This is a genomic window from Paracoccus sediminicola (genome assembly GCF_027912835.1).
Lineage (GTDB): Bacteria > Pseudomonadota > Alphaproteobacteria > Rhodobacterales > Rhodobacteraceae > Paracoccus > Paracoccus sediminicola.
This window is the reverse complement of sequence record NZ_CP115768.1, coordinates 2,364,270-2,384,036: the sequence shown is the minus strand read 5'-3', so window position 1 is coordinate 2,384,036 and position 19,767 is coordinate 2,364,270. Positions and strand designations below refer to the sequence as shown.

Here is a 19,767-nt window from a genome sequence, read left to right as displayed (position 1 = left end):
GATAAGCGCGCTGGCGCGGGCAAGTCAACAAGCGGAACTATATTTCGCAATGCGGACAAAAATGCTTGTGTCGCCTTGACCGCTGGAAGATCATCCCCTTAGGCTCACTGACAAATGTCAGGGGCTCTAGACGTACTAATCCCGGTTTTCTCTCATCTTTGTCCTGAGGGTCTCATGTCTCACGCGCTTTCCGAAGACGAACTGCACGATCTGCGGATGTCTGCCGACGCTCGTCCCCTGCTTGAAAAAGTGATCCGTCACGTCCACGACAACTGCATTCCCGCCGAGGCAGAATATCAGCGTCTCGGAAAGGATCGCGCCGAACGTTTCGCTTTCGCGCCCGGCCAGCTCGAACTTCTGGAAGATCTGAAGCGCAAGGCGCGCGAAGCCGGGCTGTGGAATTTCTTCCTGCCCGACTCGGAAACCGGCGAAGGGCTTTCGAATCTGGACTACGCCTATATCGCTTTCGAATTGGGCAAGTCGTCGCTGGCGCCCCAATCGCTCAACTGCGCCGCGCCGGACACAGGGAACATGGAGGTGCTAGAGCGCGTCGGCACCCCCGCTCAGAAGGAGCGGTGGCTCAAGCCGCTTCTGGCCGGAGAGATCCGCTCTGCCTTCGCGATGACAGAGCCGGATGTGGCGTCTTCCGATGCCAAGAATATCAGCACGAGCGCGGTGCTTGAGAATGGCGAGTGGGTTCTGAACGGCGAGAAATTCTATATTTCGGGCGCGGGCGATCCGCGCTGCAAGATACTGATCGTGATGTGCAAGACATCGCCTGAAGCAGAGGCGTTTCGTCAGCAGAGCCAGATCCTCGTGCCAATGGACACGCCGGGTCTGGAGATTGTCGGGCCGATGACGGTATTCGGGCAGGATCACGCCCCGCACGGCCATATGCATCTGCGCTTCAATGACGTGCGCGTGCCCGAAGAAAACATCCTGTGGGGCGAGGGTCGCGGTTTCGAAATCAGCCAGCTTCGCCTTGGTCCGGGCCGCATTCATCACTGCATGCGTTCCATCGGCTCGGCCGAGAAGGCCCTCGATCTGATGATTCATCGGGGCACCACACGTGAGGCCTTCGGCAAGCCCATCATAGACCTCGGCAAGAACATGGAGACGATTTCGCGCGCTCGAATCGATATCGACGCGATGCGGCTGTTGGTGCTCAAGGCGGCCAAGGCAATGGACGTGCTGGGCAACAAGGAGGCCCGGATCTGGGTGTCTAAGGCCAAGGCGATGGTCCCCGAGATCTGCTGCCGAATCATCGATGAAGCGATGCAGATCCACGGCGCGACCGGCATAAGCCAATGGTCCGACCTGCCGTCTATGTATGCGCATCAGCGGACGCTGCGCTTTGCCGACGGTCCCGATGAGGTGCATCACCACGTCATCGCGCGCGCCGAGCGTCAGGCTTTCGAGGCCTCCAATGAGCGCCAGGCGGTCGCGCAGGAAGCATCGCGGCGATGAATGTCTCGGGCAAACTCGCCGTTGTGACCGGCGCAGGGGGCGGAATCGGTCTCGCTCTTGGCAGGCGTCTTGTCGCGGAGGGGGCGAGGGTTGTCTTCTCCGATCGGGACGAGATGGCCTTGCGCGATGTCGCGGGGATCGGCCGGACAGAGGTCGTCGACGTTGCAGAGCCGGGAGCGACCGAGGCCATGATTGACACGGTGGAAGGAGAGCTCGGACAGATCGATCTTTTCTGCTCGAATGCCGGAATCATGCGTCGCGGCGGCGTCGAAGTGCCGGACCAGGACTGGCAGCATATGTGGGATGTGAATGTCATGGCCCATGTGCGGGCCGCGCGGCATCTCATCCCGCGCATGGCGGCGCGCGGCGGAGGCTATCTTTTACACACCGCCTCCGCTGCCGGATTGCTCAGCCAGGTCGGCTCTGCGCCTTATGCGGTCACGAAACACGCCGCTGTGGGCTTTGCGGAATGGGTCGCCCTGACCCACGGGGATGACGGGATCAGGGTCTCGGTGCTATGCCCGCAAGCGGTGAACACGGATATGGTCAGAGGCAACGAGTCCGGCGTCGCCAGCCTCGACGGGATGCTGGAACCCGATGCGGTGGCGGATGCAGCGCTCAGGGGTATTGCGGAAGAGCGCTTTCTGATACTGCCCCATCCCCAGGTGCTGGACTACATGCGCAACAAGACAGAGAGTTACGACCGCTGGATCGGTGGCATGCGTAAGCTCAACCGGCGCTTCGCGAAGAGCAAGGATGGTTGACGCCTCGGCACAACTTCTCGGGCTTCTCGACATGGAAAGCCTCGAGGTCGATCTCTTCCGGGGGCACGATCTGCCCGATCCGGGAAGCCGACGGATCTTCGGCGGTCTGGTCGTGGCGCAGGCGCTGATGGCGGCTTACGAGACGGTAGAGGACCGAAGCCGCGTCTGCCATTCGCTGCACGCGTATTTTCTGCGCGGAGGCGATCCCGAACAGCCAGTGATCTATCAGGTGGACCGCTCGAGGGACGGCGGAAGCTTCAGCACCCGCCGGGTCGTGGCGATCCAGCACGGCGCACAGATCTTCCATCTTTCGGCATCCTTCCACATCGCAGAGGAGGGCTGGGAACACCAGCACGCCATGCCTGCGCTGCCGGGGCCGGAGGAATGGACCGACCGGCGCGAATTGCGCTCGGAGGATGCCGCAAGGATCAAGGATCCGCGCGTGCTCGATTATCTGCGGGATCGCGCGATCGAAGTGCGCGAAGTCGAACCGCGCGACATTTTCGAGCCTGAGCCGGTGTCGGACCGAAACGCCGTCTGGTTCCGGATTCCCGCGGCCAAGGGGCAGGACATACGAATGCAGCAATGCCTGCTGGCCTATGCGTCGGATATGGGACTTCTGGGCGCCGCACTCCGGCCACATGGGCTAAGCTGGTTCCAGGGCAAAGTCATGAGCGCCAGCCTGGACCATGCTATGTGGTTCCATAGCGATGTCCGTGCCGAGGACTGGCAGCTCTATGCGATGGATTCGCCCTTTGCCGGCGGGGCTCGGTCCTTCAACCGAGGCAGCATCTATGACCGTTCTGGCCGCCTCGTCGCGAGCGCCGCGCAGGAGGGGCTCATGCGCCCGCTTCGAAAGAAGAGCTGATCCCCTATTCGTAGACCGACCATCCGCCATCGATGATGAGGGTCTGCCCTGTCATCCATGCGCCCGCATCGCTGGCCAGGAAATGCACAGCGCCGGCGATATCGTCCGGCTCGCCCAGGCGTTTGAGCGCATAGCTTTCCGCGACCTGTCTTGCACGCTCCTCGTTCTCCCAGAGTTTCCGGGCAAAGTCGGTCTTTACCAGCGCCGGAGCAATTCCGTTCGCGCGGATGTTATCCTTGCCATAGCAGACTGCGAGGTTCCGAACGAGCTGAGCGTCAGCGGCCTTGGTCAGCGCATAGGTCCCGAGCATATCCGAGCCTTTGAACCCCGCGATTGAACTGATGACGACGATCGCGCCGCCGCCAGCCTTTTGCATGCCGGGGATCACCCGCTTGGCCAGTCGCATGTTCGACCGGATATTGACGCGAATGGTCTTTTCGAACGCATCATCGGGAATGTCGAGGAACGGTCCGTGATAGGGATTGACCGCGGCGTTGCAGACAAGCACATCAACCGGACCGAGTTTTTCTTCGGTCGTTTTCACCAGATCTTCGAGTTCGTCATCTCGCGAGATATTCGCGGGAATGGGCGTGGCGTCACCCCCTGCATCACGGATCTCTGCGGCCACGCGCTCGCAATCCTCTGCGGTGCGGCTCGAGATCACGACGCGTGCGTTTGCAGCGGCGAGCGCCTCTGCCGACGCCCGGCCGATACCCTTGGTGGACCCCGTGATGAGTGCCGTCTTACCGGAAAGATCGAACAGGCGCATGATTTCCTCCCTTGACGTCACGATAAAACGGAGGCCTGAACATCTTGTCAACCAACTGCGGAACTCAATTTTGCGAGGCGGAACGTTTGGAGTATGATAACGTTGCGAGAGCGGTCGTGAAGGCAGAGATGCTTCATCCTCAGATGCGGCGCGCCAGATGGCCCAGAAGTGCCGGAACGGTTTCCTCGACAACAACGATGGCTGTCGTTAAGACCATTCGAGCCCTATCGCCGCTGGTCCGGCAAAGCGCTCCAGATCTCATCCTAGAGCGCTATCGCAAGGAAAGACCCTGAGATGATGGAAGATCATATCGATCTCGATCTAGGCACAGATCGCAACTTTGTCACCGCGCTGGCGCGGGGGCTGGAAGTTCTGCGCTGTTTTCGCCGCAACGAGACGAGCCTGTCTAACAGCGATATCGCGCAGCGCACCGGCTTGCCGCGCCCGACCGTGACACGTCTGACCCATACGCTGTGCCAACTCGACTACCTTGTGCATATGGAGGACTCAGGAAAATATCGCCTCGGGGCGGGCGTTCTGAGGCTCGGCTATGGGGTTCTGGCCGGTATCGATATCGCCAGCCGCGCATCGGAAGTGATGCGGGGGCTTTACGAGGGGGGGCCGAACCCCAACGCGACGGTGGCCTTCGGTGAGCGCCATCAACTGAGCATGATCTACACATCCGTTCACCGCCCGAACAGCGACGTATCGCTGACACTCGGTGTGGGGTCTCGATTGCCGCTCTTTCGGTCCGCGATGGGGCGCGCGCTTCTCTGTGCCCTTCCCGACGATGTCCGCGAGAGACTGCTTGTCCAGGCGGAAGACGCCGGCCGCGAGAACATCAAAGAGATCCGCAAGGGGCTGGAGCGCGCCTTTGAAGAATATGCCGAATACGGCTGGTGCTCTTCCTTCGGCGACTGGCGTCCGCAGATCAGCGGAATCGCGGTGCCGATCCTGTCGTTGCATGGGGACCGTATCTACAGCATGAACGTAGGTGCCCCCAGCTTCCTTATCACGCCTGACGAGCTGCGCGAACATTACGGCCCCCGCCTCATCGCGGCGGGGCGGGCTCTGAGCGACATTCCGGGCCGGCTTTGACCGACGCAGCCAGCCGTCCGGTTACATCGCCTCGATCCCCGCGCCAAGGCGGCGCGAGATGGTCGATGAGATCTGCGTCAGCGCCCTGACGATCACCTCCCGCTTGTCGGGCGTCGCCTCGCGCACGGGCAGGCTGACGGCAACGCCGGCCACGGCTTCGTTGGAGGCGTTCAGGACAAGGGCGCCGAAGCAGATCATACCGTCGCTCACCGCCTGGTTGTCTATGGAATAGCCGCGCTGTCGCGCCTCTGCGACGAGTTGCAGAAGCTCATCAAGCGACTGTGGCGAATGCGGTGTCATCGGCGGCGGCAGACCATCCGCGAAACGATTCCGGATCTCGGTCTCTGACATGCGGGTCATGAAGGCCTGCCCGGTGGCGGTAAATGCCATCGGCAGACGCATGCCGATGCTGAAGTTGAACCAGGGCGTATGATCGGAGTTGCGCGCGCCGATATAGACGACGTCGTTGCCGTTCAGCACCGACAACGTGATGGTCGCGCCCTGAAGCTGGTCGGTGCCTTCATCCCAGATCCGGGCAAACTCTGCCGTCACATCGCTGCGGCGCGCGAAGGCGCGCGACCAATGCATGACATGCGGGCCGATCGCGTAGCTGTTGTCGGAGTTCCGCACGAGCAGGCCGAGCTCTTCAAGGGTACTGCACTGCGCGTGGACCGAGCTTTTCGCCAGCCCCAAGCGTCTCGCCATGCTTGCAATGGTCAGGCTGTCGGGTTCATCGGCAATGAGATCCATGAGCGCGGTCGCCCGACCGATGGCAGGGACAGAGAGTTTACGACTGCGATCGGTCGCCATCGGTTCTCTCATTTTAAGCTTTTCAGCAAGCGAATGTTTGACACAGTCCGAATCCGCGTTATCATCCAGAATAATGAATATCGTTCAGTATACTGGACGCCTACGCATGCCGCAAGCGTTTCGGGAGGCGCTGGCGGCGGTCGCTGGATGCGCCGTCGCACAAGCGCGGCCGCGACTGAGCATAAAAAGCGGGTCGGCTTCATCGAGCTAACCTGATATTTCGGGAGGAGACACATCATGAAATACCACATCGCCGCGCTGACGCTTTGCACGGCCATCGTCCCCGCGACGGTCGGCCACGCGCAAGAGGACAGCTTCAAGATCGGGGTGCCGGTCTTCCTGTCCGGAGCCGCCGCCGGCCCGTTCGGCGAGCCGGAAAAGAATGCCGCTGAACTGTTGTTCGACGCGCTCAATGCCGGTGAGGTTCCGGCCCCCTATGACAGCGTCGGGATCAACGGCCGCAGCATCGTCGGCACCTTCACCGATGAGGCCTCGGATGCCGCAGTCGAGTATCGCAATCTCGTCGATCGTGAGGCGGTCGATGCGGTGATCGGTTATACGTCGTCGGGGAACTGCCAGACGGTCGCGCCGCTCGCCGAGGAGCTGGAGACCTTTACCGTTTTCGTCGATTGCGGCACACCGCAGATTTTCGAACAGGTGGTGACCGATCCGAAGTTTCTGTTCCGGACCGGGCCGACAGCAACACCCGATGCCGTGGGCGCGGCCCGCTATCTGGTCGATACCGGCGCGGATCTGTCGCGCGTGGCCGGCGTGAACCAGAATTACGCCTGGGGTCAGGACAATTGGCGGGATTTCACGGCCTCTCTTGAAGCGCTCGATACCGGTGCAGAGCTGGTTTCGGAACAGTTTCCGCAGCTCGGCGCCGGGCAATACGGTGCGGAGGTCTCGGCGCTGCTGACATCCTCCCCGACGGTTGTGTTCAGCTCGTTCTGGGGTGGCGACCTCGAGGCGCTGGTCCTGCAATCGGCCCCGCGTGGTCTTTTTGCGCGCTCGACGGTGCTGATGACCTGCGGCGAGGCTCTGTTCCCCGTCATCGCCAAGGATGTGCCGGAAGGTGCGATCATCTCGGCGCGCGGCCCGTATAGCGTGTTCGCGCCAGAGAATGAACTCGCAAGCTGGTTCACCGCAGCCTATGAAGAGCGCTTCGGTCAGAAGCCCACCTATCCGGCCTGGAAAATGGCGCAAGCGGTGCTGGGCACCAAGGCTGCATTCGAAGCGGCGGGCGAGAATGCGACAGGCGCGGAAGCGGCCGAAGCTTTCGCCGGCATGGAATTCGAAGCCCCCTCCGGCACGGTTCGCATGGCCAATGCCAATGGCCACCAGGCCATCCAGGGCATCGGCTTCGGCACCTATAAGCTGAGCGAAGACGGTGAGCCGGGTGTCGAGAATGTCATTTTCTACGACGCCGAATGCGTGAGCCCACCCGCTGATATGACCGCGGAAGAATGGATCGAGTCGGGCTTCGAAGGTTCGACTTGCAGCTGAGCCGTGATCCTTGGGCGGATCCCTGTCGCAGGGATCCGCCAACTGCATTCGAGCTTCCGGGACAGTAGATGCTGAAATTCACCGCCATTATGCTCGACGGCATGAACTACGCCGCCTGGCTCTTTCTGGTCGCAGTAGGGCTCACGCTGATCTACGGTGTGATGCGTATCCTGAACATCGCACATGGGGCCTTCTACGCTATAGGCGCCTATATCTGCGCCTCGGCGCTCGGGGCCTATTACGGTGCGGGATTGCCTCAGGCCGGGGCGTTTCTGGCGATGGGGATGGCCGCCGTTGTCGTCGGCTTCGTGGTGGGTCTGGCCATCGAACGCGGCGTTCTAAGATTTCTGACCGGGAAGGACGAGGTGCTGATGGTCCTCGTCACCTATGCAATGTTCCTGATCCTCGAAGATGCGGTAAAGCTGATCTGGGGCGTGAACAGCTATTTCGTCTATGAGCCCTATGCCTATTTCGGCTTCGTCGAGATCGGTGGGCTTCCATATCAGGTCTATGATCTGCTGATGGTGGTGCTGGCCGTCGTGCTTGGCTTTGCCCTGTGGTTCTGGCTCGAGCGAACGCGGATGGGCCGGATGACGACCGCTGTGGTGGCCGACCGCGAGATCAGCGCGGCCATGGGCATCAATGTCACGCGGATATTCTCTACAACCTTCGTCATCGGCACCATCTTCGCGATGATCGGCGGTGTCATCACGGCGCCGAAAATCGCGATCACGCCAGGCATCGGGGTTGAGGTCATCATCCTTGCTTTCGCAGTCGTGGTGATCGGCGGCCTGGGCTCGATCCCCGGTGCGGCGATCGGCGCGATCTTTGCGGGTTATGCGCGTGCGCTGTCGGTGCATCTCGCGCCCGAGTTCGATCTCTTTGCGATCTATGCTGTGATGGCTGCGGTTCTGGCGGTCCGGCCTCACGGGCTTTTTGCGAAAACCTCGGGGCGAAAAATATGACGAAGACGGATTTCCGCCGCGAACATATCTATATAGCGATCCTCGCCTGCCTGCTGATCGCCGGGTTCTTTTTGCCGGGGTGGCTGCGCTTTCTTTTGCAGACGGCGCTGGCGGGCGGTCTTGTCGCGCTTGGCGTCGCGCTTCAGATGCGCGCAGGGTTGGTGAATTTCGGGCAGGGCCTTTACTATTGTATCGGCGGCTATGCGGTCGGGATGCTGGCGGCGAAGCTGGGCATCACCGATGCGGCTCTGCTGCTGCCCGCGGCGATCCTGGCGTCACTGCTGACCGGCGCAGTGCTGGGCCTGCTTCTTGCGCGCTACCGGGAAATCTTCTTCGCCATGCTGTCACTGGCCGTGTCGATGATCCTCTACGGACTTCTCGTCCGGGCATCATGGCTGGGGTCCACCGACGGCTTCAATATCCCGCCGGTCAGCTATCTGGGCTGGTCACCCGAACGTGCGATCCGGCCTGCGATAACCTATGGTGTCACCGCCGCTCTCACCGTCTTGTCCTGCCTCGTCGTGGCGCGTTATCTGCGCTCGGGCGCAGGTATGCTGTGCGAAGCCGTGGCCGAGAATGAAATCAGGCTGGAATATCTGGGCGCTTCTCCGAAGCGGATCGTGTTCATCGCGATTGCCGTTGCCGCTGCGCTGTCTGGGCTCGGCGGCGGTCTGTTCGCCATTTCGACCGGGCATGTCGATCCGACGATGACGAACTGGACGACGTCGGGCCAATTCGTCTTTGTCGCGCTGCTCGCGGGGCGTGGCAGCGCAATCGCGCCGGTAATTGGGTATTTCCTGCTGCAACTCGTGAGGACCTATGCGCTCGATATCGCGCCGAACGCATGGCAGATGATCCTCGGAGCGGTGATGCTGAGCGTGATCCTGCTGCTGCCTGACGGGCTGTGGTCTCTGGTGCAGAAACGGAGAAAAGCATGACCCGCGAAGCCATCCTGCGCACGGAAGGACTTGGCAAAAGCTTCGGCGGCGTCGTCGCGGCAGAGAACATCTCCATCGCCATGTATCCTGGTGAGACACTCGCCGTGATCGGTGCCAACGGCGCTGGCAAGACGACGTTCGTCAACATGGTGACCGGGTATCTCACGCCCTCCACCGGTCGGATCAGCTTTCGGGGCCAGGACATCACCGGCTGGTCGCCCAAGGATACGGCGCGTGCCGGGATCCGTCGCAGCTTCCAGATCAGCCAGATCTTCCCCGAGCTGACCTCGCTGGAAAACCTGATGATCGCAGATGTCGCCGCCAAGGAAACCAGCGGCGGGCTTTGGGCGCCGTCCATCACGGCCGCGCGGGTCGAGGCCGCGGGCGTTGTCCTGGAACGTTTCGGTCTGGAACGGTTTGGCGATCACGTTGTGGGAACGCTGCCGCAAGGTGTCAAGAAGCAGCTCGATATCGCCATGGCGGCGGTCAACGACCCTGCCGTCATTCTGCTGGACGAGCCCACCTCTGGCGTGTCCGTCGATGAAAAGATCGAGATGATGGAGACCGTCATCAAGCCGCTTGAGGACGGTGAAACGACGCTTATGTTCATCGAGCACGACATGGATATCGTCGAGCGCTTCGCGCGGCGCACCGTGGCCTTCTATGAAGGTCAGATCCTCGCGGATGGGCCGACCGAAGAGGTGCTGCGCAACGACAAGGTGCGGCAGTATGTGGTCGGAGGCGCCCATGCTTGAGACACGCGATCTCGATGCCGGCATAGCAGGGACCACCATCCTGCGCGGTGCCAGCCTGTCGATCCGCAGCGGGTCCTCTGCCGGTCTTGTGGGCCGCAACGGGGCCGGCAAGACCACCTTCATGCGGGCGGTGATGGGTTTGATCCCGCCCTCGGGCGGCACCGTTATGATTGACGGCCAGGACGTCACGTCGGCGCCCGCACATATCCGCGCATCGCTCGGCGTGGGCTACATGCCCGAAGATCGGCGCCTGATCCCGGAATTCAGCGTCGAGGAAAATATCCTTTTGCCGATCCGCGCCACCGGTCAGGGCGGATACGAAAAGCGGCTCAGCATGGTCTATGAGCTCATGCCCGAGATCGCGCGCTTCTCGGAACGCAGGGCGCTGGCGCTTTCGGGCGGGCAGCAGAAGCTGGTGGCGCTGGGTCGTGCGATGATGATCGGCACGCGGCTGCTGCTCCTGGATGAACCATTCGAGGGCGTCGCACCGGCGCTCGCCCAGCGTCTGATCGAGGTAATTTCATCGCTGCGGGGCGAGGGCCTGTCGGTGCTGCTGTCCGAATCCGACCACGTCCATTCTGCGGGTCTGATCGACTCGCTTTTCGTGATCGAGCGCGGAGAGATCACCGAGCGCAACCCGTCGGCGCAGGATGAAACTCCGGCCCATTGATATTCAAAAAGGGAGGAAACTGACGATGAAAACCGCATTTACAGCCATTCTGGCCGGAGCAGCGTTGTTGTCGAGCTCGCTCATGGCGCAGGAGGCCAGTGACGACGCGGAACCCGCCGCAGCCGCCGAGGCTCAGGCGGGCGCCGATCAGGCAGAGTCAGAAGATGGCGCTGCCACCGAGGACAGCGCCGCCCAAGACTGGTTCCCCTCGACATACGGAGCCGATGACGAACTCGGCGCCGCCAATCTGCTGTCGCCGGAACTGGTGCTGAAGGCCGCAGAGCTGGTGACCGAAGGGAAGGCCTATCCGCTCGGCATTCCGGTCGGCGCAAACACGCCCGGCTTCGGCGTTCGGGAACTCGACATCAATATCTTCATGCCGGGCCAGGAGGGGGGCAGCTCGATCGGGCCGAATAAAATGACCTATGTGGATGATGTCATCATGGGCTGGGTGGGTCTGGGCAGCCAGATCGACGGTCTCGGACATCTGGGAATCGACAATGTTTTCTATAACGGGAACACTCCTGCCGACTATGTGACGACTGGCGGCCTGACGAAGATGGGCATTCACAACATCCCGCCCATCGTGACCCGCGGACTGGTCATCGACGTGGCCGGCGCGCGCGGCGTCGATGTGATGGAGGCCGGCGAATATATCTCGCTCGACGAGATCCAGAGCATTCTCGAGGACAGCGATCTCACCGTGGAGGAAGGCGACGTCGTTCTGCTGCATACCGGTTGGCTGAGCCTGATCGAAAGCGAGCCGGAACGCTTCGCGGAAGGAGAGCCGGGGATCGACCGGGTTGCCGCAGCCTGGCTTGCCGAACAAGGCGCCATCGCGGTCGGGGCGGACACGTGGGGGCTGGACGCGGTTCCGGGGCCCGAAGGAACCGCGTTTTCCGCGCATCAGGAGCTGCTGGCGAAGAACGGGGTCTATATTCTGGAGAACATGGCCACTCAGCAGCTTGTAGATGACGGTGTGACCGAGTTCATGTTCGTGCTTGGCCAGCCCCGTCTCGAAGGCGCGGTGCAGTCGATCATCAATCCGGTCGCGATACGCTGACCGGCAGCCACCACAGGAGAGATCCGATGAAGGCCAAAGTCGCCCTGCTCAGGGAAATGTCGCTGCCGCGCCCCTATGGAGAAAGCAAGCCGCTCGATATTGTCGAAGCTGAACTTGCCGATCCGGGGCCCGGCCAGGTTCTGGTGCGCATGGCGGCGGCGGGTTTATGCCATTCGGATCTCTCTGTCATCAACGGTGACCGGCCGCGCGACACGCCGGTGGCGCTTGGCCACGAAGCCTCCGGGGTGATCGAAGCGGTTGGGCCAGGTGTGTCGCGGCTGAAAGAAGGCGATCATGTCGTGATGGTCTTTGTGCCCTCCTGCGGTCACTGCGTGCCCTGCGCCGAAGGCAGGCCCGCTCTGTGCGAGCCTGCCGCTGCGGCCGGTGCGGAGGGCACCTTGCTCGGGGGGGACCGCAAGATCAGCGTGGATGGGCAGGTGGTCAACCATCACATCGGTGTATCGGCCTTTTCGACCCATGCGGTGATGTCCGAAAATTCCTGCATCCGCATCGATGACGACATTCCGCTCGACAAGGCCGCGCTTCTTGGCTGTGCCGTTCTGACCGGCGTGGGGGCGGTGCTGAATTCCGGTGCGCTCAAGATGGGCGAAAGCTGCGCCATCGTCGGGCTCGGCGGGGTCGGGCTGGCCGGATTGCTGGGGGCCGTCGCAGCCGGTGCCGAAACGACCGTGGCTGTGGATCTGTCCGAGGACAAAAGGAAGCAGGCGCTCGAACTGGGTGCCACCCATGCGATCGACCCGACGGAAGAGGGCGCCGAGGCTCGGGTGAAGGAATGGACAGGCGGCGGTGTCGATCTGGCCGTCGAGCTGGCCGGCGCCGCGCCGGCGCTGGAATTTGCCTATAGGATCACAAGGCGAGGCGGAACCACCGTGACAGCGGGACTGCCACATCCAGACGCGCGTATCTCGCTTCCGCCGGTATCTATCACTGCTGAAGAGCGCTGCATCAAAGGCTCCTATGTGGGTTCATGCGTGCCGCTTCGCGATATTCCCCGCTTTGCCAAACTCATGCAGACCGGCAAGCTGCCGATCGAGAAGCTCATGACCCATCGGCTGCGTCTGGATGAGATCAACGAGGGGTTCGAACGCCTCGCGGCGGGCGACGCGATCCGGCAGGTGATCGTCTTCGACTAGGCAAGCGGTCGTCAGACAGATGTGTTCCGGGCGGGGATGGTCCTCGCCCGTCCTCGCTCAGCCGGGGAAGCGAAACCGCGCCAGCGTCTCGTCCTTGATCCGGATCGAAAATCCCGGCTGATCCGGCGGCATATAGGCGCCGTTGCGGATCTCGCAGGGGTCGGTGAAATGCTCGTGAAGATGATCGACGAATTCGATCCGCCGGTCCTCGCGCGTGCCGCTGACGGCGACATAGTCGATCATCGACAGATGCTGCACATATTCGCACAGCCCCACCCCTCCTGCATGGGGCCAGACCGGAAGCCCGTATTTCGCGGCCATGAGCTGCACCGCAAGCACCTCGTTCAATCCGCCCAGACGGCAGGCGTCGATCTGGACCACGTCGATTGCACCGGCTGTGATGAACTGCTTGAAGATGATCCGGTTCTGGCACATTTCGCCCGTGGCAACACGTATCGGCGCGACCGCCTCGCGGATGGTTCGGTGGCCCAGCACGTCGTCGGGCGAGGTCGGCTCTTCGATGAAATAGGGCTTGGCGAAGGCCAGTCTGTCGACCCAGTCCACGGCCTGCCCAACCTCCCACACCTGGTTGGCGTCGATCATGAGCGCGACGTCCCAGCCGAGTTCCTCGCGGGCGATGGTCAGCCGCCGGATGTCATCGTCCAGATCGCGGCCCACCTTCATCTTGATATGGGTGAACCCGGCGGCCTTCGCCTCGCGGCACAACCGACGCAGCTTGTCGTCCGGATAGCCGAGCCAACCGGCCGAAGTGGTATAGCAGGGATAGCCATTGGCCTCGAGATCGGCGATGCGCGCCTCGCGGCCATCGGTGGCGCGTTCGAGGATTTCGCGCGCCTCGTTCGGGGTCAGCGCATCGGAGAGATAGCGGAAATCGACAATCCTGAGAATGTCTTCGGGGCGCATATCGGCCACAAGTCGCCAGACCGGCTTACCTTCGGCCCGCGCCCACAGATCCCAGACCGCGTTGACGATAGCGCCGGTCGCCAGATGGATGACCCCCTTGTCGGGGCCGACCCAGCGAAGCTGGCTATCGCCCGTTACATGGCGCCAGAACCGGCCCGGATCCTCGCGGATCCAGTCCAGATCCAGCCCGACGACGCGAGGCGCTAGGGCGCGGATGGCAGCCTCGCACAGCTCGTTGCCGCGTCCAATGGTGAAGGTCAGCCCAAATCCTTCCAACCCGGCATCGGTTTCCAGCACGACATAGGCAGCCGAATAGACCGGATCGGGATTCATCGCGTCCGAGCCGTCGAGCGCGCCTTCGGAGGGAAAGCGCAGATCGAAGCTGCGCAGCCCGGTGATCCTCATCCGTCGGCCACCACGTCCTGACGCTGCTGGCCCAGCCCTTCGATCCCGAGCTCGACCACGTCACCGGGTTTCAGGAATCGGGGCGGCTTCAGCCCCAGCCCGACGCCGGGCGGCGTGCCGGTCGAGATGACGTCGCCCGGATGCAGCGACATGAACTGTGACAGATAGCTGACCAGATGCGCGACCCCGAAGACCATGGTCGCCGAGCTGCCATTCTGCATCGTCTCACCGTTCACGGTGAGCCACATCGACAGGTTTTGCGGGTCTGCGATCTCGTCCCTGGTCACCAGCCACGGCCCGATCTGACCGAAATTGTCGCAGCTCTTGCCCTTGGTCCACTGCCCCGAACGCTCGATCTGGAAAGCCCGCTCAGAGACATCGTTGGTAACGGCATAGCCGGCCACGTGATCCATCGCCTCGGCTTCCGTCACGTATTTGGCGCGTTTCCCGATGATGACCGCAAGCTCGACCTCCCAATCGGTTTTCTGTGAACCGCGCGGGATGATGATGGGATCATTCGGCCCGCAAATCGCCGAGCTGGCCTTCATGAAGATGATCGGCTCCTTCGGGACCTCGGCACCTGTCTCGGCGGCGTGATCCGAGTAGTTCAGGCCGATGCAGATGAACTTGCCCGTGCCCGCCACACAGGGTCCGAGACGCGGGTCGCCCTCGACGAGCGGCAGGGTAGACGGGTCGATTTCGGCGATATCCCGCAGCCGGGCCGGATCGATATTCGCGCCGGAAATATCGTCGACATGGCCGGACAGGTCGCGGATCCGTCCCTGAGCGTCGATCATCCCGGGCCTTTCCGCGCCCGGTGCACCGTAGCGTAGCAGCTTCATGACATTTCTCCTTAAATCGTCCACCCACCGTCGATGCAGACAGCCTGCCCGGTGGTATAGCTTGCCCCCGCGAGATACAGCGCCAGATCCGCGATTTCCTCGGCCTCGCCAATCCGGCCCATGGGTTGCCGGGCGATGAAATCGCGCCGGGCCCGATCGTAATCGCCGGTTGACGAAAGCCTTTCGTCAAGCGAGGGCGACTGCACCGTGCCCGGGCAGATCGCGTTGCAGCGGATGCCCTGAGTCACGAAGTCGGCCGCGACGGATTTGGTCAGGCCCAGAACCGCGGCCTTCGTCGTGCTGTAGACAAACCGATTGGGCACGCCCTTGATCGAGCTGGCGACCGAGCTCATGTTCAGGATGCACCCTTCGCCGCGCTCGATCATTCCCGGCAGCACCGCCCGGATCATGCGGATCATCGAGCGGACGTTGAGATCGAAGGCGAAGTCGAGATCCGTGTCTGGCATGTCCAAAATCGTTCCGCCATGCACGAAACCTGCGCAGTTGAACAGCACATCGACAGGTCCAGATGCCGCCACCAGATCGTTGACCATCCTGTCGTCCAGCACATCCAGCCGGTCGGTGCGGATGCCCGGGGTGTCGTCGAGCGTTGCGAGCGTTTCCGCGTTGATGTCCGTCGCCAGAACCTCTGCGCCTGCGCGGGCGAAGGCCTCGGCTGTGGCGCGCCCGATGCCCTGTCCCGCTGCGGTGATGAGCACGCGCTTTCCTGTCAGATCAATCATGCCGTCCCCTGTTTCTCGATGATATAGATATGCTCGCAGGCCATCACGACCTGATCATGCTGGTTGAGCACTTCGACCGTTTCGAAAAGCCGCCCAGCGTTGGGTCTTTTGGGATCGTCCTCCTTGCGCGCGGCGGTGACGCGGGTGCGGATCGTGTCGCCGATGAAGACCGGGCGGACGAAGCGCAGCCGGTCATACCCATAGGAGAACGCGACCGGATTGATGACCGTCGCGGTCAGCCCGATGCCTATGGCGAAAACCATGGTGCCATGGGCGATACGCTGGCCGAATTCGCTATCGGCCATGAACACCGAATCCATGTGATGCGGAAAGAAATCGCCCGTATGGCCGGCATGGACGACGAAGTCCGTCTCGGTGATGGTGCGGCCAAAGGTGACCCGGCTTTCGCCGATCTCGATGTCTTCGAAGTAGCGGGTGATTTCCATCAGGGCAGGCTTTCGATGGGTGTGGCGGGTTGATTGGATGATCTATAGGCCGCCTCGACAAGCGCCATCGTGCGCCATGCATCCTCGACCGGCGAGATGAGTTTCTCCTCGCCTTCAGCCGCGCGCTGAAGATTGTGCATCCGTCCGGTGAATGCGTCAGGAAACCATGCGCCTGTCAACGGCACATCCAGCCAGTCGCCGCCTTTGGGACAAAGGCGCAGGATGTCCTTCTCGCCCGTTGGATAGTCGAGATTCACGCCGAATTGCAGATAGGCTGCGCCTTCGGTCCCGGCGACGCGCATCTCGCAGGCCTGATGGGGCCGGCCGAAATTCCAGTCGTGGTTGATCGACAAGGTGCAGCGGACCCGGTCTCCGTAATCGAGGATCGCGGATGTGCGGGTCTGGGCGACCCCATGTGCGGGATGGCCGAGCGTTTTCGCATGCACGCCGACAGGATCGCCGAGCAACTGGCGTATGCTGTCGAGATAATGGATCGAGTGCATCGTGATCTCGATCCGCGGCAGACCGTCAAGAAACGCCCAGAGGCTCCACGGCGTCGCCAGCACGCCGTGCAGTTCCACATCGACAAGCTCGCCCAGCCATCCTTTCGCGATGGCATCACGCAACGCGATCATCATCGGGGCGAAGCGCAGCTGAAAATTTACCGCTGCCAGCAATTTGCGCGCGCGGCAGACGCTCAGGATCTCGGAAGCTCCGGCGAGATCCATGCCCATCGGTTTCTGGATCAGCACCGGCGCGCCCTCGGGTAATGCGGCGAGAATCGCGGCATGGGCGGCGGGCGGCGTGGCCAGATCGAACACAGCGCCTTCGACAGCCGCAGCCTCCTCGACCGAGGTGAGGGCGCGAAAGCCAAGATCCGCCGCTTTCTGCGGTTCGGGGTCATAGATCCCCGCAATTTCGTAACCGCCTTTGGCATAGGCGGGCAGATGCGCGTCGCGCGTGATTGAGCCCGCGCCGAAGATCACGATGGGCCGCCGCCGCGTCGAGCCAGGCCAGTGCCGGGTCAGGCTGCCAGCGTCACTCATGGAAGAACACCTCTTCCATCGGCGCCCACCACTCGCCCTCTCTGGCACTATCCATCTTGCGCTGGCAGGGTTCGCATAGCGCCCACCATTCCCGCGTCACCGGATCGGCGGCCATTTTGGCCTGATCCGCTGCCCAGTCAGCGCCGTGATACTCGAAATGTGAGAACAGGAGGTTTTCCGGCTCGCGCAGATAAATCACGTAGTTGCGGATATTACAGGCGCTGATGGTCTTGAGCACGCCCGGCCACGCCCTTGCGTGAAGCGCCTTGTATTCGGAGATTTTCTCGGGCCTGATCCCGATGACGGAACCCATGCGGATCATGTCGGGGCCTCCGTTATGGTCATGTTGAATTCGGGAATTGCGCGGGCTGCGATGGCCTCTGGATCCCAGTCGATGCCGATGCCGGGGGTTTCGGGTGCGAAGGCATGGCCATTCTCGATCCTCAGCGCGCTGCCGGTGATGTCATCGAGCTGCGGAATATATTCGACATAACGCCCGTTCTGCACCGCGCAGACAAGGCTGACATGCAGCTCCATCAGGAAATGCGGGCAGACCGGCAGATCGAATCCCTCGGCCATATGCGCGACCTTGAGCCAGGGTGTGATACCGCCGATCCTGCCAGCGTCGACCTGGATGATCCCGCAGGCGTCGCGCGCCGCATATTCTGCGAAATGACGGATCGAATAGAGCGACTCTCCGACTGCGATGGGGATCGGGCTCGATCGTGCCAGCGACGCATGTCCGGCAATATCGTCCGCGGGCAGGGGTTCTTCGATCCACGCCAGCCCGAACGGCGCGAGCGCCTCGGCCCGTCGGCGCGCGCTGTCGCGGGCAAAACCCTGGTTGGCGTCGGTCATGATTTCGTAGCTGTCGCCGACCGCATCGCGCAGCGCCTTCAGCCGGGCCACATCATCGGCGATGGCGGAGCGCCCGATCTTGACCTTGGACCCGGTAAACCCCTGCGCCTTCGCGGCAAGCGCGTCCTCGACAATGGCCTCTGTCGGCAAATGCAGCCAGCCGCCTTCTGTCGTATAGCAGGGTGCCGATGCCCGTGCCCCGCCCGCGAGTCGCCACAGGGGCAGTCCCGCTTTGCGGCAGCGCAGATCCCACAACGCGGTGTCGATGGCGGCAAGCGCGATCGAGGTGATCGCCCCGATCGTAGTGGCATGGGTCAGAAATTCGAGATCGTGCCAGATCGCCTCGACCTCGGTCGCATCGCGCCCGATCAGGCGCGGGCAGAGATGATCGGCCAGCAGGCGCATGACCGACGAGCCGCCAGTCCCGATTGTATAGGAATACCCGATGCCCTGCGCGCCGTCGCTGTCGGTGACGGTGACGAGCGGGGTTTCCTGACTGACGAAGCTCTGGATCGCATCCCTGCGTTCGACCTTTGGTGCAAGATCGACCATCGCCAGCTCAACGCGTTCGATCCTTGCCATCATGCCTCCCTCAGGCTGCGGCCGGTCTCAGCGTCGAACAGATGCGCGCGCGACAGGTCGAACTGGAACTCGACCGTATCGCCGCTTCGGATGGGGCGGGGGTTGAGCATCCGGCTGGTCCATTCGGCCCCGGCAAAGCGGACGAACAGCAGCGTCTCATTGCCGAGCGGTTCGGTCAGGGCGACCTGCAGCGGAAGCGTTTCGACATCTGTTCCGCTATGCAAACCGTGGCCCACCGGATAGACATCGTCGGGACGCAGGCCGAAGGTGACCCGGGCGCCGTCCTCGAGCCGGTCGAAATAATCGCGCGGCAGTGGCAATTCGGCCCCATCCGCGAATCGCAGCCGGTCGCCGCGGCGCTGCGCATCCGCAATGTTCATTGGCGGAGAGCCGATGAATCCAGCGACAAAGCGCGTGGCCGGTCTGTTGAAGACCTCGTCCGGCGTGCCGGCCTGCTCGATCCGCCCGTCCCGCATGATGACGATGCGGTCGGCCAAAGTCATCGCCTCGACCTGATCATGGGTCACATAGACCACCGTAGCGCCGAGCCTCGCATGGAGCTTCTTGATCTCGGTCCGCATCTGCCCGCGCAGCTTGGCGTCGAGATTGGAGAGCGGCTCATCGAACAGGAACACGTCCGGGCTTCGCACGATGGCGCGCCCCATGGCCACACGCTGACGCTGCCCGCCGGAAAGCTGCGCCGGGCGGCGGTCCAGAAGAGGCTCGATCTCGAGCGCGCGCGCGGCCTCTGTCACGGCGTCGTCGATTTCGGCTTGCGGGCGCTTGGCGATCTTGAGCGTGAAGCCCATATTCTCGCGCACTGTCATATGTGGATAGAGCGCGTAGGACTGGAACACCATCGAGATATTGCGCTGCCGCGGCGCCAGATCGTTGACCAGCCTGTCGCCGATCGAGATATCCCCTTCCGAGATATCTTCGAGACCGGCGATCATCCGCAGCGTCGTGGATTTACCGCAGCCTGACGGGCCGACAAGGGCGACGAATTCGCCGTCCTCGACGCTCAGATCAATCCCCTTCACGGCGTGGAAAGCGCCATATTTCTTGTCGAGCTTCGACAATGTCAGGTCGGCCAT

21 protein-coding genes are annotated in these 19,767 nt (G+C 62.5%); 11 read left to right on the top strand and 10 right to left on the bottom strand.

The genetic code is table 11. The annotated features are described in order from the left end of the window. Positions 1-174 precede the first annotated feature (174 nt). The 3 genes from PAF18_RS11740 to PAF18_RS11730 are packed head-to-tail and all read left to right on the top strand — an operon-like array spanning position 175 to position 3,099. Positions 175-1,467, top strand: coding sequence for an acyl-CoA dehydrogenase family protein (locus tag PAF18_RS11740; protein ID WP_271115901.1), 1,293 nt, complete (start codon positions 175-177; stop codon positions 1,465-1,467). Then, positions 1,464-2,231: an SDR family oxidoreductase gene (locus PAF18_RS11735; RefSeq protein WP_271115900.1), complete on the top strand. Its 768-nt coding sequence runs from the start codon at positions 1,464-1,466 to the stop codon at positions 2,229-2,231. Before PAF18_RS11740 ends, PAF18_RS11735 begins: the two co-directional genes overlap by 4 nt. Then, positions 2,224-3,099 (top strand): acyl-CoA thioesterase, encoded by an 876-nt coding sequence (locus tag PAF18_RS11730; RefSeq protein WP_271115899.1) that lies wholly within the window; start codon positions 2,224-2,226, stop codon positions 3,097-3,099. Before PAF18_RS11735 ends, PAF18_RS11730 begins: the two co-directional genes overlap by 8 nt. A 4-nt stretch (positions 3,100-3,103) precedes the next feature. On the opposite strand, the gene PAF18_RS11725 is transcribed toward PAF18_RS11730, so the two are convergent. Further along, the gene (locus tag PAF18_RS11725) at positions 3,104-4,060 is read right to left on the bottom strand and encodes an SDR family NAD(P)-dependent oxidoreductase (protein WP_271115898.1); all 957 of its coding nucleotides are present in this window, start codon (positions 4,058-4,060) and stop codon (positions 3,104-3,106) included. 102 nt (positions 4,061-4,162) lie between these two features. Between PAF18_RS11725 and PAF18_RS11720 the strand changes: the two genes are divergently transcribed. Next, complete coding sequence (locus PAF18_RS11720; RefSeq protein ID WP_271115897.1) at positions 4,163-4,966, top strand: IclR family transcriptional regulator; 804 nt, start codon at positions 4,163-4,165, stop codon at positions 4,964-4,966. 21 nt (positions 4,967-4,987) lie between these two features. Here PAF18_RS11720 and PAF18_RS11715 read toward each other — a convergent pair whose 3' ends face one another. Next, the gene (locus PAF18_RS11715; protein ID WP_271115896.1) at positions 4,988-5,776 is read right to left on the bottom strand and encodes an IclR family transcriptional regulator; all 789 of its coding nucleotides are present in this window, start codon (positions 5,774-5,776) and stop codon (positions 4,988-4,990) included. Positions 5,777-6,013: 237 nt separating this feature from the next. On the opposite strand from PAF18_RS11715, the gene PAF18_RS11710 reads away from it, so the two are divergent. The 7 genes from PAF18_RS11710 to PAF18_RS11680 all read left to right on the top strand — a co-directional run bounded on the left by PAF18_RS11710 (position 6,014) and on the right by PAF18_RS11680 (position 12,827). Beyond that, positions 6,014-7,282: an ABC transporter substrate-binding protein gene (locus PAF18_RS11710; RefSeq protein WP_271115895.1), complete on the top strand. Its 1,269-nt coding sequence runs from the start codon at positions 6,014-6,016 to the stop codon at positions 7,280-7,282. Positions 7,283-7,350: 68 nt separating this feature from the next. After that, positions 7,351-8,247 carry a branched-chain amino acid ABC transporter permease gene (locus PAF18_RS11705; RefSeq protein ID WP_271115894.1) on the top strand — a complete coding sequence of 299 codons (897 nt, stop codon included), beginning with the start codon at positions 7,351-7,353 and terminating at the stop codon, positions 8,245-8,247. Continuing rightward, positions 8,244-9,185, top strand: a complete 942-nt coding sequence (locus PAF18_RS11700; RefSeq protein ID WP_271115893.1) for a branched-chain amino acid ABC transporter permease — start codon at positions 8,244-8,246, stop codon at positions 9,183-9,185. The genes PAF18_RS11705 and PAF18_RS11700 overlap by 4 nt, the downstream gene beginning before the upstream one ends. Next, positions 9,182-9,940 carry an ABC transporter ATP-binding protein gene (locus PAF18_RS11695; protein ID WP_271115892.1) on the top strand — a complete coding sequence of 253 codons (759 nt, stop codon included), beginning with the start codon at positions 9,182-9,184 and terminating at the stop codon, positions 9,938-9,940. Before PAF18_RS11700 ends, PAF18_RS11695 begins: the two co-directional genes overlap by 4 nt. Continuing rightward, complete coding sequence (locus PAF18_RS11690) at positions 9,933-10,610, top strand: ABC transporter ATP-binding protein (RefSeq protein WP_271115891.1); 678 nt, start codon at positions 9,933-9,935, stop codon at positions 10,608-10,610. Before PAF18_RS11695 ends, PAF18_RS11690 begins: the two co-directional genes overlap by 8 nt. Positions 10,611-10,635: 25 nt before the next feature. Beyond that, a complete protein-coding gene (locus PAF18_RS11685; RefSeq protein WP_271115890.1) occupies positions 10,636-11,673 on the top strand; it encodes a cyclase family protein in 1,038 nt (345 codons plus the stop codon). 26 nt (positions 11,674-11,699) lie between these two features. Beyond that, positions 11,700-12,827, top strand: a complete 1,128-nt coding sequence (locus PAF18_RS11680) for a zinc-dependent alcohol dehydrogenase family protein (protein WP_271115889.1) — start codon at positions 11,700-11,702, stop codon at positions 12,825-12,827. Between the two features lie 57 nt (positions 12,828-12,884). On the opposite strand, the gene PAF18_RS11675 is transcribed toward PAF18_RS11680, so the two are convergent. From PAF18_RS11675 to PAF18_RS11640, 8 genes are read right to left on the bottom strand one after another with little or no spacing between them, the layout of a single operon-like run. Beyond that, positions 12,885-14,156, bottom strand: coding sequence for an L-fuconate dehydratase (locus tag PAF18_RS11675; RefSeq protein WP_271115888.1), 1,272 nt, complete (start codon positions 14,154-14,156; stop codon positions 12,885-12,887). Then, positions 14,153-14,998 carry a fumarylacetoacetate hydrolase family protein gene (locus PAF18_RS11670; RefSeq protein ID WP_271115887.1) on the bottom strand — a complete coding sequence of 282 codons (846 nt, stop codon included), beginning with the start codon at positions 14,996-14,998 and terminating at the stop codon, positions 14,153-14,155. Before PAF18_RS11670 ends, PAF18_RS11675 begins: the two co-directional genes overlap by 4 nt. An 11-nt stretch (positions 14,999-15,009) precedes the next feature. Beyond that, positions 15,010-15,741 (bottom strand): SDR family oxidoreductase, encoded by a 732-nt coding sequence (locus PAF18_RS11665; RefSeq protein WP_271115886.1) that lies wholly within the window; start codon positions 15,739-15,741, stop codon positions 15,010-15,012. Then, positions 15,738-16,187, bottom strand: a complete 450-nt coding sequence (locus PAF18_RS11660) for a MaoC/PaaZ C-terminal domain-containing protein (protein ID WP_271115885.1) — start codon at positions 16,185-16,187, stop codon at positions 15,738-15,740. The genes PAF18_RS11665 and PAF18_RS11660 overlap by 4 nt, the downstream gene beginning before the upstream one ends. Beyond that, positions 16,187-17,233: a Gfo/Idh/MocA family protein gene (locus tag PAF18_RS11655; RefSeq protein WP_271115884.1), complete on the bottom strand. Its 1,047-nt coding sequence runs from the start codon at positions 17,231-17,233 to the stop codon at positions 16,187-16,189. The genes PAF18_RS11660 and PAF18_RS11655 overlap by 1 nt, the downstream gene beginning before the upstream one ends. Then, positions 17,226-17,555 carry an L-rhamnose mutarotase gene (locus tag PAF18_RS11650; protein ID WP_271115883.1) on the bottom strand — a complete coding sequence of 110 codons (330 nt, stop codon included), beginning with the start codon at positions 17,553-17,555 and terminating at the stop codon, positions 17,226-17,228. The genes PAF18_RS11655 and PAF18_RS11650 overlap by 8 nt, the downstream gene beginning before the upstream one ends. Then, on the bottom strand, positions 17,552-18,673 hold the full coding sequence (locus PAF18_RS11645) for a mandelate racemase/muconate lactonizing enzyme family protein (RefSeq protein WP_271115882.1): 1,122 nt from the start codon (positions 18,671-18,673) through the stop codon (positions 17,552-17,554). The genes PAF18_RS11650 and PAF18_RS11645 overlap by 4 nt, the downstream gene beginning before the upstream one ends. Continuing rightward, the gene (locus PAF18_RS11640) at positions 18,673-19,767 is read right to left on the bottom strand and encodes an ABC transporter ATP-binding protein (RefSeq protein WP_271115881.1); all 1,095 of its coding nucleotides are present in this window, start codon (positions 19,765-19,767) and stop codon (positions 18,673-18,675) included. Before PAF18_RS11640 ends, PAF18_RS11645 begins: the two co-directional genes overlap by 1 nt.